At 67.6% G+C, this 13,700-nt stretch carries 9 protein-coding genes; 5 read left to right on the forward strand and 4 right to left on the reverse strand.

Features of this window, described 5'->3' with window-relative positions; genetic code table 11:
• Window positions 1-210 precede the first annotated feature (210 nt).
• The 3 genes from AC1DS3_RS00535 to AC1DS3_RS00545 all read left to right on the forward strand — a co-directional run bounded on the left by AC1DS3_RS00535 (window position 211) and on the right by AC1DS3_RS00545 (window position 5,549).
• A complete protein-coding gene (locus tag AC1DS3_RS00535) occupies window positions 211-933 on the forward strand; it encodes a Crp/Fnr family transcriptional regulator (protein WP_441632600.1) in 723 nt (240 codons plus the stop codon).
• Between the two features lie 41 nt (window positions 934-974).
• Complete coding sequence (locus AC1DS3_RS00540) at window positions 975-3,383, forward strand: polysaccharide biosynthesis tyrosine autokinase (RefSeq protein ID WP_441632851.1); 2,409 nt, start codon at window positions 975-977, stop codon at window positions 3,381-3,383.
• Window positions 3,384-3,698: 315 nt separating this feature from the next.
• Complete coding sequence (locus AC1DS3_RS00545; protein ID WP_441632602.1) at window positions 3,699-5,549, forward strand: alpha/beta fold hydrolase; 1,851 nt, start codon at window positions 3,699-3,701, stop codon at window positions 5,547-5,549.
• Window positions 5,550-5,642: 93 nt separating this feature from the next.
• Here the strand turns inward: AC1DS3_RS00545 and AC1DS3_RS00550 are convergent, their stop codons facing one another.
• From AC1DS3_RS00550 to AC1DS3_RS00565, 4 genes are all read right to left on the reverse strand, one after another.
• Window positions 5,643-7,886, reverse strand: coding sequence for a polysaccharide biosynthesis tyrosine autokinase (locus tag AC1DS3_RS00550; protein ID WP_441632603.1), 2,244 nt, complete (start codon window positions 7,884-7,886; stop codon window positions 5,643-5,645).
• On the reverse strand, window positions 7,883-8,347 hold the full coding sequence (locus tag AC1DS3_RS00555; RefSeq protein WP_441632605.1) for an arsenate reductase/protein-tyrosine-phosphatase family protein: 465 nt from the start codon (window positions 8,345-8,347) through the stop codon (window positions 7,883-7,885). Before AC1DS3_RS00555 ends, AC1DS3_RS00550 begins: the two co-directional genes overlap by 4 nt.
• Window positions 8,348-8,358: 11 nt before the next feature.
• A complete protein-coding gene (locus AC1DS3_RS00560; protein WP_441632853.1) occupies window positions 8,359-9,453 on the reverse strand; it encodes a polysaccharide biosynthesis/export family protein in 1,095 nt (364 codons plus the stop codon).
• A 360-nt stretch (window positions 9,454-9,813) separates the two neighbouring features.
• Window positions 9,814-10,755, reverse strand: coding sequence for a response regulator transcription factor (locus AC1DS3_RS00565; protein ID WP_441632606.1), 942 nt, complete (start codon window positions 10,753-10,755; stop codon window positions 9,814-9,816).
• Window positions 10,756-11,642: 887 nt separating this feature from the next.
• Between AC1DS3_RS00565 and AC1DS3_RS00570 the strand changes: the two genes are divergently transcribed.
• Window positions 11,643-12,503: a class I SAM-dependent methyltransferase gene (locus tag AC1DS3_RS00570; protein ID WP_441632607.1), complete on the forward strand. Its 861-nt coding sequence runs from the start codon at window positions 11,643-11,645 to the stop codon at window positions 12,501-12,503.
• The gene (locus AC1DS3_RS00575; RefSeq protein WP_441632608.1) at window positions 12,500-13,687 is read left to right on the forward strand and encodes a glycosyltransferase; all 1,188 of its coding nucleotides are present in this window, start codon (window positions 12,500-12,502) and stop codon (window positions 13,685-13,687) included. The genes AC1DS3_RS00570 and AC1DS3_RS00575 overlap by 4 nt, the downstream gene beginning before the upstream one ends.
• Window positions 13,688-13,700 lie beyond the last annotated feature (13 nt).

A 13,700-nucleotide genomic window follows, 5' to 3' on the forward strand; every position in this document is an offset into this window, starting at 1 on the left:
TGCGGCCCCGGCCGCGCTCTCACACCTACCGAAGGATGATCAGGTTTCAGCCGTGCGGCTACTGTTGGCAGGGCCACATATGGCACTTAATACAAGCACAAATGCCGTGCGAACCAGGGTCAGAGAAAAGGTGGTCGGCGCGGGTCTTCCGGATCACGGCGGGCCGGCTTCGGTCGAGGTGTTCGTACGGCTGGTCACGGGGAGAGAGTCATGATCAGTCAGCGTTCGGATCTGCACGTCAATCATGTGCTTGGCGCCTTGCCGCGCAACGATTGGGAAGCACTGTCCTCGAATCTTGAGCTGGTACGCATGCGCGCCGGGCAGTTGCTGACCGATTCCGGCCAGCGCATCCATCATGTCTATTTCCCCACGACGGCCATCGTCTCGATGCTGTCGCTGCTGGAGGACGGCGCCACCGTCGAGATCGCCGCCATCGGCAATGAAGGCCTCGTCGGCATCCCGGTGCTGACCGGTGGCGACACCATGCCCTGCCGCGTCGAGGTACGCACGCCGGGCTTTGCCTACCGCCTTTCCGCCGCCACGCTCAAACAGGAATTCACGCACTCCCCGGCCATCCAGCGCGTCACCTTGCTCTATGTGCAGGCCGTGCTCACCCAGATCGCGCAGACCGCCGTGTGCAATCGTCACCACTCGCTCAACAAGCAGCTTTGCCGCTGGCTGCTGCTGGCCCTCGATCGCATGGCGTCCAACGAGCTGGTGATCACCCAGCAGGTCATCGCCAACATGCTGGGCGTGCGCCGCGAAGGGGTGACGGAGGCCGCCGGCAAGCTGGAGGACCTGGGCCTGATCCAGCATAGCCGCGGGCACATCACGGTGCTCGACCGGCATGGGCTGGAGGCACATTCCTGTGAGTGCTACAAGCTCGTCAAGCGCGAGTTCGATCGTTTGCTGCCGGCGCTTGCCAGTGCTTGAGGCGGGAGTGGGGTTGGGTCAGGGAGATTGCCGTGAACAGGTTGACCTTTGCCGGTGCGTCGCCGGCTGCAAATGAGCCGGCGCAGCCGCGAGCGCACGGCTCGCGCGCACTAGTCGATCACCTTGGCTGGATCGTCGCGCTGACGCTCGCCGGTGGCGCCATCGGTGCCCTGGTCGCCCTGTCCATGCCGCAGCGCTATCGCGTCGAGGCACTGGTGCAGGTGGAGCCACACGACGCAGGCCAGAATGCCGGCGCGCGCGGCGCGGCGCAGGCCGGCCCCGCCGCCCCGTTCGATGCCGGCATGCTGACCAGCCGCGCAGTGGTCGGGCCCGTGGTGGAGCGGCTGCACCTGGACGTCTCGGCGGTGCCGTTGCGCGCGCCGCTGGTGGGTGCGCTGGTGGCGCGCTTTGCCGAGCCAGGGCAAGCCATGGCCCCTTGGCCGGAAAGCCTGGGCTACGCCTGGGGCGGCGAGCGCATCCAGATCGAAAGCCTGGCGGTGCCCGAGCGCCTGCTTAACGTGCCGCTGACGCTGGAGGTCCAGCCGCAGGGCCACTATCGCTTGTATGCTGGCAATGCGCTGCTGTTCGAGGGCGTGGCGGGCGAGCTGGGTGCGGGCAACGATGTGGAGCTGCAGGTGGCCAACCTCGATGCGCAGCCGGGCACGCGCTTCGAACTGATCCGCCGCGATCCGCTTTCCACTGTGGATGCCATCTCGCGCGAGCTGGTGGTGGACGAACACACACGCGACGCCGGCACGGTTCGCATCTCGTGGCGCTACCCCGATCGCAAGCTGGCCGCCGCGCTGGTCAATGGCGTGGCGCAAGCGTATATCGACAGCCAGACCACCCAGCGCCGCGACGATGCGGCCGGCAGCCTTGCCTTTGTCACCGGCGAGCTGCCGCGCGTGCAGGGCGAGCTGGAGCGCGCCGAGGCCGCGCTCACGCGCTACCGCACCCGTAGCGGCACCATGGCGCCGACCCAGGACGCGCAGTCGTACCTGAACGGCAGCATGGACTACCAGCGCCAGATCGCCGCGCTGCGGCTGGAGCGCACCCGCCTGCTGCAACGCTTTACCACCGACAGCAATGAAGTGCGCACGGTCGACACCCAGATCCAGGAGCTCAGCAAGGTGCGCCGCGACATGGACTCGCGCATGCAGAACCTGTCGGAGACGGAGCGCGAGTCCGTGGCGCTCACGCGCGACGTGAAGGTGGCCGAGGACATGTACATGACGTTGCGCAACCGGGTGCAGCAGCTCTCGCTGGTGCAGTCGGATCGCACCAACAACATGCGTATCGTCGACGCGGCGCTTCCGCCCGCCCGCCCCGACGGGGTTGGCCCGTGGCCGCTGACCGGCGGCGGCGCGCTGCTTGGGCTGTGCCTCGCGCTGGCCGGCGTGGCCGCGCGGCAGCGCTACAGGCCCTCGGTGGCCGACGCAGCCGATGCCGAGGCGCGGCTGGGCATGCCCATGCTCGGCGAGATCGCGTTCAGCAGCGAGCAGACCGAGCTCGAACACCAGTCCGAGGTGCATCGCCGCCTGGGCATGATGATGGGCTTCGCCGCCCAGCCCGCCCCGCGCCTGTATGCGCCCGCGCCTGGCAGCGCCTTGGCCGAGCCCGGCGGGTTCTCCAGCGGCGAGGCCGATCGGCTGCTGCGGTGCGGGCTGCATGACCGCTTCCTGCTGGCGCGGCGCTCGCCGCACGCGCTCGCGGTGGAGGGCCTGCGCAGCGTGCGCGCGGCCTTGCATTTCGCCGTGCGCAACGCGCCCGATGCGGTGCTGGCCGTGACCAGCCCGGCACCGGGCACCGGCAAGACCTTTGCATCCGTTAACCTGGCCGTGCTGTTCGCCGAGGCTGGCCAGCGCGTGCTGCTGATCGATGCCGACCTGCGCCGCGGCAAGGTTGCCAACTGGTTCGACCAGGCCGCCGAGCCGGGGCTGGCCGAACTGCTCGCGGGCCATGCCGAGCTCGCGGCGGTGATGCGGCCCACCGTGGTGTCGGGGCTTTCGGTGATCACCGCCGGATCGATGCCACCCAATCCCTCCGAGCTGCTGATGATGCCGGCGCTGGCCGAGACGCTGCAGGCCTGCAAGGCGCGCTTCGACCTGATCATCATCGACACGCCGCCGGTGCTGGCCGTGGCCGATGCCACCCTGGTCGCCAACCTGGCCGGCTCGACGCTGCTGGTGGTGCGCGCCGATGTCACGCCCGCCGCGCAAGTGGACGAGACGCTAAAGCGCCTGGCTCGCGCCGGGGCGCGGCTTGCCGGCGGCATGCTTAACGGCGTCACGCGCCGGCGCAGCAACCGCGCGGACTTCGCCGCGATGAGCCCGTACCTGGGGCTGCCGCTGCCGGCCGCGCAGCCTGAAGCGCTGGCGCTGGAGTCGCGCCCCGCACGGGACGGCACGGCGGAGCAGCAGGCGGGCCGTGGCTCCATGCCGGCCGCCTGATAGCCGGGGATGCCAGGGAAATCGCCATGAGCGTACCCGTTTCTGCGTGCGCCTGGACCTTGTGAAACGCCGCCTCGCAACCTGCGCGCAGCGTGCCCCGCACGTTGCGCGTTGTCATGAAAATCGCAGCCTGTGGTGGCCGATCAGGGCCGTTGGGCGGGCCGCGGCACGGATTTTGATGGCTTGTGCCAGGTCGGTAGCCGCCGGCGGGCATGGCGCACGAACACGAACTAACAACATCAGCAGGCAAAGCGTACCCGTTTCTGCGTGCGCCAATGCCTGGGGCCAATGCCTCATTTTTCGCTGGGAGAGGTCATGAAACCGGTCTTGTTCGAGGGCTGTGCCGGCTGGCTGCACGAGGCGCCAGGCACCACGGGCGTGGTGCTGTGCAACCCGCACGGCCACGAGGCGATGTGGTCCCACCGGGCGTTTCGCCACCTGGCCACAGACCTCGCCGCCGCGGGCTTGCCTGTGCTGCGTTTCGACTATCCCGGCACCGGTGACTCCGCCGGTACCGATGCGGATGCCGAGCACATTGCCTGGTGTGTGCATGGCATCCTGGCCGCGGTAACCACGCTGCGCGAGCAGGCCGCGGTGAGCCGGGTCGTGCTGTGCGGCCTGCGCCTGGGGGCCACGCTGGCCGTGCTCGCCGCCGAGGCACTGGCCGCGCGCGAGCCCGGTGCCGTGGCCGGCCTGGTCTTGCTGGCGCCGGTGGTGAGCGGGCGCGCCTATCTGCGCGAGCTGCGCGCGTTGCACACTAGCTGGGTCAACAACGTCATCCCCGACATCGAGCTCACGCCGCCCACCGACGGGTCGCTCGACGTGCTGGCCTATCGCTTCCAGCCCGACACCGTGACGGCGCTCGAAGGCCTGCGCCTGACCCGCCGCAAAGGCTGCCCCGCGCCGCGCGTGCTGCTGCTCGACGCCTGGCCGGGCGCCACCTCCCCCGTCGCAGAAATGGGTACGCTTTATCGCGGCTCGGGGGCTGAAGTCACGCTGGGCACCTTTGGCGAGTATCCCGGCATGATGCAAGCCGCCGAGTACGCGCAGGTGCCTGAGAGCGCCTGGCAAGAGGTGCTGGCCTGGGTGCGCCCGGCCATCGCCGCCGGGCGCCGCGGCGCCGCGCCCGGCCGGCCTGCGCCGGGCCATGAGAGCCTTGCGCTGGAGTGCGAGGTGGACGGCGTGCGCGAGCAACGGGTATGGCTGGACCGCGGGCGCCAGTTCGGCATTCTTTGCCAGCCCGCGCGGCGCGGCGCGAGCGATGTCGCGGTGCTCTTTCCCAATACCGGCGGCAACCATCATGTGGGCGACGGGCGGGTCTTCGTGAGCCTGTCGCGCGAGCTGGCCCGGCACGGCGTCACCGCATTGCGCCTCGATCTCTCCACGCTGGGCGATAGTCCGGCCCCGGCTCGCCAGATGAGCATTCCCGCGGTCTACGCGCAGAGCGCCTGCGACGATGCCAGTGCCGCCGTCGACTGGCTGCGCGCGCAGGGGTACCAGCGCATCGTCATGGCCGGGGTTTGCTCGGGCGCGTTCATCAGCTTGCATGTGGCGCTGCGCAATCCGGCGGTCAACGGCCTGGTCCTTGCCAACCTGGCGAAATTCCGCTGGGACGATGCCGACACCGCCGCGGTGAACGAACGGGTGCAGTCCATGCGAGGCTACGTGGCGGCCGTGCGCCGCGCGCAGAACTGGCGGCGGCTGTGGCGCGGCCAGGTCAAGGTCTGGCCGATCCTGTCCGGCTTCGCACGCCGATGCACGCGGCGCGCGCTGCAACGCGGCGCAGCCGTCGTGGCGCGCTGGCGCGGCAGCGACGACACCACCACCGTGACCGGCTTCGCGCGGGCGGCCATGCGGGAGCTCGACCGGCGCGGCGTGCGGACGGATTTCCTCTACGGCATGAGCGATATCGGGCTGGAAGAAGCCAAGGACCGCTTTGGCGGCAACCTCGAAGCGCTGCAGGGCCTGGGCAACATCCGCGTGCGCACCCTGCCCACGTTCGATCATTCGCTGTTTCTTGCTGACAGCCGCGCCGCGCTGGCGGCGCATCTGGTGCGCTACGTCGAGGCGCAGCTGGCGCGTGGCGAGCCGGGCGAGGTGAGCGAGGCGGACGAGGACAGCTCCGGCGCGCTGGCGGAAGCGGTGTCGGGCACGGCGAGCGCCTGAGCGCGGGCGGCGAGCCCTCGTGGCCCCCGTGCAACGACGAAAGAAGAGGCGCCGGATCCCGGCGCCTTCGATTGCGCGCTGCGCGGGGCAGCCCTACCGGCTCTGCACCGTATCCACGTCCTGGTACCGATAGTTCAGATACCGGTACTTCCCGAAGTTGTAATGCGCCCGATACCACCGCCCTTGCACATTCAACCCGTTGAACAGCACGCCCTTGACTTCCCCGCCCACCTGCCTGATGGCCCTGCCCGCGGCTTCCAGTTCATCCACGGTAGTGGAGTCCGCCCGGGCCACCATGAAGACCGCATCCGCCTTGGTAGCGAGGATTCCGGTATCCGAGGCGGCCAGCACTGGCGGCGTGTCGATCAGCACGATGTCGTAGTTCGCCTTTAGCGCGTTGAGCAACGCGTCCATAGCGGGACTCAGCAGCAGGTCCGCGGGATGCTCGGGCAGCGTCCCAGTGGGAATGAAATCCAGCCCGGGCACAACCTGCCTGCGCACGGCGGGTTCCACCGGCGCGCCCTGCAGCAGATCGGTCAGGCCGGGGCCGCGGTCGGTGTCGAAGCGCCGGTTCAGGCTGCCCCGCCGCAGGTCGGCGTCGATCAGCATCACACGCTTGCCGCCGGCGGCGAGCACCGCGGCGAAGTTGGCGCAGATGAAGGACTTTCCGACACCGGGCGCCGGGCCCGTCACCAGCACCACCGGATGGCGGTTGCCAAGCAGCGAGAACTGCAAGGCGGTGCGGAAGCTGCGCAAGCTCTCCATGGCGGGATCGTCAGGCATCTGGCAGGCCAGCAGCGCGGCGTTCGGGTTGCCCTGCGTGACCAGGCGCGACTGTTCCGGGCTGAACGGGATGGTGGAGTACACCGTGAACCCTGTCAGGTTCTCGATATCGTCGGCCTCGGCGACGCCGCCGTCCAGCATGTGGCGCAGGCCCACGACGATCAGCGCGCCCACGGTGCCAAGCATGGCCGCGAATATCACCAGCAGCGACCGGTTGGGCCGCACGGGCTGCAAGGGCACTTCGGCCGGATCGACCATGCGCGCGGTCCCCACCTTGCTGGCCTTGGTCAGCTTGAGCTGCTGGGCGTCATTGAGCAGCGATTGGTAAAGCTCGGTGCTGACCTTGACATCGCGCAGCAGGCGCAACACGTTTTGCTCCACTTCGGGCAGTTTCTGGATACGCGTGGTCACGCCGGCGAGCGCGCCATTCAGGCTGCCGATCTGCTCATCGATGATGCCGATGCTGGGATGGTTGCCGGTAAAGCGCGTCACCAGTTCCTGGCGTTTCGCGCGCAGCTCCTGCAGGCGCGTCTGGATCTGCACGGACTGCGAGAGGATCAGCTTCGACTCTTCGGTCAGGTCGATCGTGCCGCGCTGGTTGCGCAGCGCGTTGTAGCGCGTCTCGGCGGTTTCGACCTGCTGCTTGACCTGCGGCAGCTGCTGGTCGAGGAAGGCCAGGGATTTCTCGGCTTCCTCCGCCCTGCGGCGCACGTTCTGGTCGACATACTCGCTGCCGATCTCGTTGAGCGTTGCCGCGATCAGGTCCGGGTCCGGGCCTTCAAGGGTGACGCCGATCACTCCGCTCGACTTGCCGCGCTCGGCAATCTGCAGGGATTGCTGCAGCCGCGCGATGGCAATGGCCCGAGGCAGCCGCGTCACGTTGAAGGTGGCGCCAGGGTTGCCTTCCAGTTCCGTAATGAGGATCTCGACGTTGCCGCGTGAGGTTGGCACGACCAGCGGCTGGCCGACGGTGCCCGTTGCCATGGCCTGCTCGCCCTTGACTTTCAGCCGGTACCGTTTGCCGTCAAGGGCCGTCACCGTCATCCTGGTGCCTTCCAGCCGCGTCGGCATGTCGAGGCGGTCTACCGTAATGCGCTCGTCGCCCCAGACGAAGCCGCCCCAGCCGAAGAGGCCGGGTTCCGACAGGCCAGGGTTGTAGCGTGCCAGCGCCTGGCCGATCAGCGGAAAGTAGCTCGGCCTGGCATCGATGAACAGCTTCAGGCTTTCCACTGCCTTGCCCACCACCATGCGCGATTGCAGCAGCTCGATCTCCGCGGCGGCGGCCGGCTTGACGTCGAAGACCGGCGCCACGCTGCCCGCGAGCTTTGTGTTGGCGCTGCTCCCCGTGTCCTCCACTTGCACCACGATATCGGTACGGTAGACGGACTTGGTGAAGAACGCGTAGGTCGCGCCCAGGGCGAAGACCGTGCCCGCGATCAGGATGAAGGTCCAGCGATAGCGCATCAGCACGTCGAGATAGCCGGTCAGGTCAACCGGTTTTTCCCGCTGAGTGCATCCCCCCGGCAATGCCTCGTTTGGATTGAACGTGTTCATGCGACCTCCCCGTGACATTGATCCTGTGCAATGGCGCGAATGCGCACCGACCATGAATCGACCCCTTGCTTGATCAGCCCCAGCACGATCCTGAACATATTCTGCGAACAGCCATAGGGATCGGGCACGTCGGCGTGCATGAATTCGCAAAGGCGGTAGACCTTGCCGCGTGCCTGCGGATACTGGCGCTCAAGCGCTTCTCTTTGTTCCGTGTCCATCACCAGCACCAGGTCGGCGCCGTTGATCATGTCCCCGTCCAAGGTGCGCGCGCGGTGCCCTGAGAGATCGAGGCCGTCCTCCTCGAGCAGGCGCACCGTGTGCGGATCGGCGGCGGCGCCCTCCAGCGGGGCCAGCCCGGCGGAACTCACCGTGCAGCCGGGCAGCGCGTGGCGCAGCAGGCCCTGCGCCATGGGGCTGCGGCAGGTATTGCCAATGCACACAACCAGGATTGAGCGGATCATCGCGGCCTCGCTTACTTGACCACGCTGGCGGCGCTGAACGCACCGCTCGTCGATGGCAGCAGCAGGTTGACCACGCGGCTCCAGCGCACCAGTTCGCGCGCGTCGACATACACCACGTCCTTTGCCTCGAGTTCGAAGCCTTCGGCAATGGCCAGGGCCACGGGCGATGTGCCGTCGAGGTGATACACCTTGGGTTCGCCGTCCGCCGCCTTGCGGATCACGAAGATCTGCTCTGCGTTGGCGGTGTTCGGGTTCACGCCGCCAGCGTCGCCAATGGCCTCATTCAGCGTCATGCGGCCATTGCGCATCAGCAAGCTGGTGGGGCGCACCACCTCGCCGGTGACGAAGATCTTGCTGTCCTCGCGCTGTTCCACGCGCACGATGTCGCCGTTCTTGAGCATGATGCGCGAGGGATCGATGCCGCGCGCGAGCAGTGCGGGGATGTTGACGTGCCAGCTGCGCTCGCCGCGCGTGATGCGGATGCGGCTGTTGTCGCCTGTCAGGTTGAGCACGCCGCCAGCGCGGTTAAGCGCCTCGATCAGCGTCATCGGCGCGTCGTCGATCGGTTGCATGCCAGGCGTGCGCACTTCGCCATCGACATAGATGCGCTGGCTGCGGAACGCGAGCACGCGCACCGTCATCTGGGGATCACGCACCACGCGCGAGAGCACCTTCGCGATCTGGTCGCGCACGTCGTTCGCCGTCCTGCCGGCGACCTTCATCACGCCAGCGTAGGGAAACTGGATATCGCCCTGCGCGCTCACCACATAGCCGGGCACATTGGAGCCGCCACCCACCGCGGGGATTTCATACGCGGCGCCGATGCTGTAGGTCTGGTTGGGGAAGACCAGTTCCGGGTGATCCCATACCACCACCGAGACGATGTCGCCCGGGCCGATCAGATAGGGCTGCGGCTTGCCGTAGAGTTCGTCCAGCTTCTCGACCTCGCGCTGCGCCATGGTGCGCTGGTTGCGCACCACCTCCAGCGTGATCGGCGTGATGTTGGGCATGGCATCGGGTCCGACCGCGCCGACGGGCGCCTTGGGGTCGAAGTGCATGCCTGGGGAGCTTGCGCAGGCGGCGAGCATCAGGGTCGCGCATAGCATGGCAAGGCATGCCAGCGGCCGGCCTTGGCGTTGCGTCTTCCTGTGTTGCCCGTCATGGTCGGTGATCTTGTTCACGGCAGCCTCCTGCATTGGGCGACAGGGACATCGCAACCGCTGCGACAGTCCCCCGATGCTGCCATCCTAGGAGGCGTGAGGGGGCCAATCGGTGCGCTGTCACACATTGCACTGCGATGCCGGAACCAGCGTGCGCGAGGCGCCAGGGCGAACGAACCGGGCCTGCCCTTGGGCGGGGCGAAGACACACGACGGATGCTGGAGAGCGTGCCCTGCGGCCCGGAGAAAAGACAACGGCGGCAGGCTTGCGCCTGCCGCCGCCGGTTGGTTGCGTCGCAAGCGCGCCTCAGCGCATCGCGGCGGAAACGCCCGTGCCGTACTCCGCAACCGTGCGTACCGGCCTGGTGCCGGCAGACGGCGCGGTGCGCGCCGCCGTGCGCGGCGCGGCCTCGTCGCCGCTGACCCATTCCAGCGACGCGCCGCGTTGGAGCGCCGCGTAGACCGCCTCGCCCTTGTTGCGCACCTTGAGCCGCTGGTACAGGGTGCAGGCATGGCTCTTGACGGTCGCCACCGAGATATTGAGCATGCGGCTCACAGTCTTGATGGGATGTCCGCGCGCCAGCAGCACCAGGACCTCATATTGCCTCGGGGTGATCTGCAGCATCTCGGCTTCGTCGTACGCGGTCTCGCTGTGCCCGGCGGTGCTACCGGCGTCGGCCGGGACAGCGCTCTGGCGAGACATAGCAGCCAGGGACTCGCGCGAGGATGGCGCGGCCTGGATGCGCATGCCGGCGGAGTTGCATTGCGCGCTGTCAGCCAGCGGCGCCAGCACGGGAATGCGTCCACCTACAGGATAGTTGCCGGCCGAGAGGCCCGGCGATCCGCTGCTTGACGCGCCGGCCTGGCGGTTGTTCTGGCCGCGCACGTATTGCCCGCCGACCATGGCCAGGCGGATGCCGGCTTCCAGCACCGCCAGCGAAGCGGATTTCGGCAGGCAGCCGCAGATCCCTTGCGCCATGGCGAGCGCGGGAATCTGCAGCGGGATCATCTCGGCGAGCAGCAGCAAGCGATCGGCCGAGAGCACGGAGCGCACCTTGTTGAGCAGTTGCCATCCGGCGTCGGTGTCGGCCGGCATGCCGAACACGAGCAGGTCGCAATGATTGCCTTCCAGCAGGGCGACGTCGGCCGGGTCGACGGTGATGACGTGGTCGACGCCATGGATGCGCTCGAGCATTTGCAGCAACCCGAGACGCAGCAATGGGTGACCCTCGATGAGCAGTGCGTTCATGTTGTTATTCCCCCCGTATGATTGCGGTAGGAAACAGGTTGAACGCAGCGGAATAATGACCTGCGCGACCCTCGTGGTGCTCCACGCGCGCCGCCCCAATTTATCCCCGTACCACCGCCAAGCCGGAGCGCCCGTTCTTATTGCCGGGAACTGACCGCGAGCCGGAAGGCTGACCCCCTGAACCCACCCCAAAATGCCATTCGTCTTAAAACGAATTAAGGTCATATTATGGTCTGATCTGCACGAAATCAAGTTGCTTTGGCGGCGCTCTAATTGGGTTGGAGAGGTTTGTTCTCATCATCCGGAAAGCCTTGGTAGTGGCCGCATGGCGGGTTACCCGAATGGGTGATGGATAATTGCCGGGATTATGTTTCAGGACTGAAACAGTTATTGGCCAATATAGTTTCACAGCTGCAACAGAAAGGGGTGTTGCTAGCGCATTTACGGCTTTTCCGGGTGGCGCGCCCGCGTGGCGAATCAATCTTGAAACGCGCGCCGAGGTGGAGTCCGCGACCCTCTTGCGCCTCCGGCATGAGCCTTGGGCGAGCGCCGCGCGACAAACGGATGAGAGCCATCTCAGCCATCAGGATGAGGGGAGAGCGCCAGCCGGCACGCGAGCATGCCCGCGGTGCCGGATGCCCCCCTTGCGCTGCAGGAAAGCGATGCTGGCGGTACCCCGCCGCCGCGCCTGAGCAAGGCCCCGCATACCTCGCGGCGCACGCCGGTCTTGCCTGTTCCCGGCGTGCCGACCCGTGTGTGGCAACGTACAGAAACCCGAATTCCGCCCCGGCATCCTCACTGCAGGCAGAACGGTCATCCGCCCGGCATTGCATGCCAGCGGCACGGCTGCGCTTTGGTCCAACGTTGCTCATCTTCACGAGGATGTCATGGCTTCAGGCACGGCGCAGGATCGCATCAATCAACACGCATGGCGTAGCTGGGGCGCGCGCCGGTGGTTCGGCACCGCCAGCGATTGGACCGACCCTGGCGAGGCCGCGGCGATCGCCCGGGTGGCGGACGAAGTGCGGGGCCAGCCCATCCTCGACGTTGGCGTGGGCGGTGGGCGCACCGTGGCGCTGCTGCGCGCGCTGAGCGACGACTATACGGCGGTCGACTACATGCCCGAGATGGTCGAGATCTGCCAGCGCAATCATCCCGGCGTGCGGGTGATGCAGATGGATGCGCGCAACATGTCGCGCTTTGCGGACAGCAGCTTCGCGCTGGTGATGTTCAGCTTCAACGGCATCGATGCGGTCGACTACGCGGGGCGCGTCGCCATCCTGCGCGAGTTCGCGCGTGTGCTGCGGCCCGGCGGCCTGATGCTGTTTTCCACGCACAACATGCGTGGGCCCAGCTATCGCGAGAATCTCTCGCGCTTCGTGCGGCTTCCGCATCTGTCGGCCAACCCTATCGCGGTTGGCATCGATACCGCGCGGGTGATCTGCAACCTGCCGATTGCCACCTTCAACTATCTACGGCACTCGCGGCTGAACCGCGAGTTCGATGGCTATGCCATCCGGGTTTGCGCCGCCCACAAGTTCGGCATCGTGATCGTCTACACCGAGTTCGCCGCGCAAAAGCGCGCGCTCGCGGAGCTAGGGCTGCACACCGATGTGGTGTTCGGCAACCTGAACGGCGAGCCGGTGCGCGAAGGCCAGGACCTGCGCGACGTGCACTGGTTTCATTTCATCGCGCGCAAGCCCGCGTCCGGCGACTCGTCACCGGCGGCCCCCGGAACCCGGCAATGAAGATCTTGCACGTGATCTCGTCGATCGATCCGGGTGGTGGTGGCCCCATAGAGGGCGTGCGCCAGCTGCGCGCGCCGCTACGCGAGCGTGGCGTGCAGGTGCAGGTGTGCTGCGGCGACGCGCCCGACGCGCCCTGCGTGCGCGATAGCGAGCTCGACGTCATCGCGCTGGGGCCGTCATCGCTCAAGTACGGCTTCAACCGGCGCATGGTGGCCTGGTTGCGCGCGCATTGCGATGAGTACGATGCGGTCATTGTCGAAGGCCTGTGGCAGTTCCACGCGCTGGCCGTGTGGCTGGCGCTGCGTGGCAAGCGGGTACCGTATTTTGTGTTTACGCACGGCATGCTGGACCCCTGGTTTCGCGACCACTATCCGCTCAAGCATCTGAAGAAGAGTCTCTACTGGCTGGTCGGCGACTACTGGGTCCTGCGCCACGCGCGCGGCGTGCTGTTCACGTGCAGCGAAGAGAAGCAGCGCTCCAGCGGCGCGTTCTGGCCATATCGGTGCCGGGAGGTGGTGGCAAGCTACGGCACGGCGCAGCCACCGCAGGACAGCGCGCCGTTGCGTGAGGCCTTCCTTAGCGCCTTCCCGGAGGTGCGCGGCAAGCGCATCGCGCTGTTCCTTGGCCGGATCCACGAGAAGAAGGGTTGCGACCTGCTGGTCGACGCCTTCGCAGGCGTGGCCGCAGCGCATCCCGCGCTGCATCTGGTGCTGGCCGGACCGCACGACGCCGCGTTGCGCGCGATGCTGGAGCAACGCATTGCCGCGCATGGGCTGTCCGCGCGCGTGAGCTGGACCGGCATGCTCAAGGGCGAGCTCAAGTGGGGCGCGTTTCATGCGGCCGAGGTGTTCTGCCTGCCTTCGCACCAGGAGAATTTCGGCGTGGCGGTGGCCGAGGCGCTCGGCTGCGGCGTGCCGGTGCTGATCTCCGACAAGGTCAACATCTGGCGCGAGATCGTCGCCGACGGCGCCGGGCTGGTGGGCCCGGACACGGCGCAGGGCGCCGCCGCCTGCCTGCGGCAGTGGCTGCAGGCCGAGCCCGCCGCGCAAGCGCGCATGCGTATTGCCGCGCGGCAGTCCTTTGCCCGGCGCTTTCATGCCGGACAGGCCGCACAGCGGCTGCTGGACATCCTCCATGGCGCGACCGAGGCTGCGCAGCCTGTCCACCACGCGGCGGCGGGATAGAGGAGGCAAGGCC

This window comes from Cupriavidus sp. 01L46 (assembly GCF_056399905.1).

Bases quoted from the DNA above. Each gene is read 5' to 3' on its own strand.
- AC1DS3_RS00560 (WP_441632853.1), bottom strand. From the start codon at position 9,453: ATGCTATGCGCGACCCTGATGCTCGCCGCCTGCGCAAGCTCCCCAGGC.
- AC1DS3_RS00550 (WP_441632603.1), bottom strand. From the start codon at position 7,886: ATGAACACGTTCAATCCAAACGAGGCATTGCCGGGGGGATGCACTCAG.
- AC1DS3_RS00570 (WP_441632607.1), top strand. From the start codon at position 11,643: ATGGCTTCAGGCACGGCGCAGGATCGCATCAATCAACACGCATGGCGT.
- AC1DS3_RS00545 (WP_441632602.1), top strand. From the start codon at position 3,699: ATGAAACCGGTCTTGTTCGAGGGCTGTGCCGGCTGGCTGCACGAGGCG.
- AC1DS3_RS00555 (WP_441632605.1), bottom strand. From the start codon at position 8,347: ATGATCCGCTCAATCCTGGTTGTGTGCATTGGCAATACCTGCCGCAGC.
- AC1DS3_RS00565 (WP_441632606.1), bottom strand. From the start codon at position 10,755: ATGAACGCACTGCTCATCGAGGGTCACCCATTGCTGCGTCTCGGGTTG.
- AC1DS3_RS00535 (WP_441632600.1), top strand. From the start codon at position 211: ATGATCAGTCAGCGTTCGGATCTGCACGTCAATCATGTGCTTGGCGCC.
- AC1DS3_RS00575 (WP_441632608.1), top strand. From the start codon at position 12,500: ATGAAGATCTTGCACGTGATCTCGTCGATCGATCCGGGTGGTGGTGGC.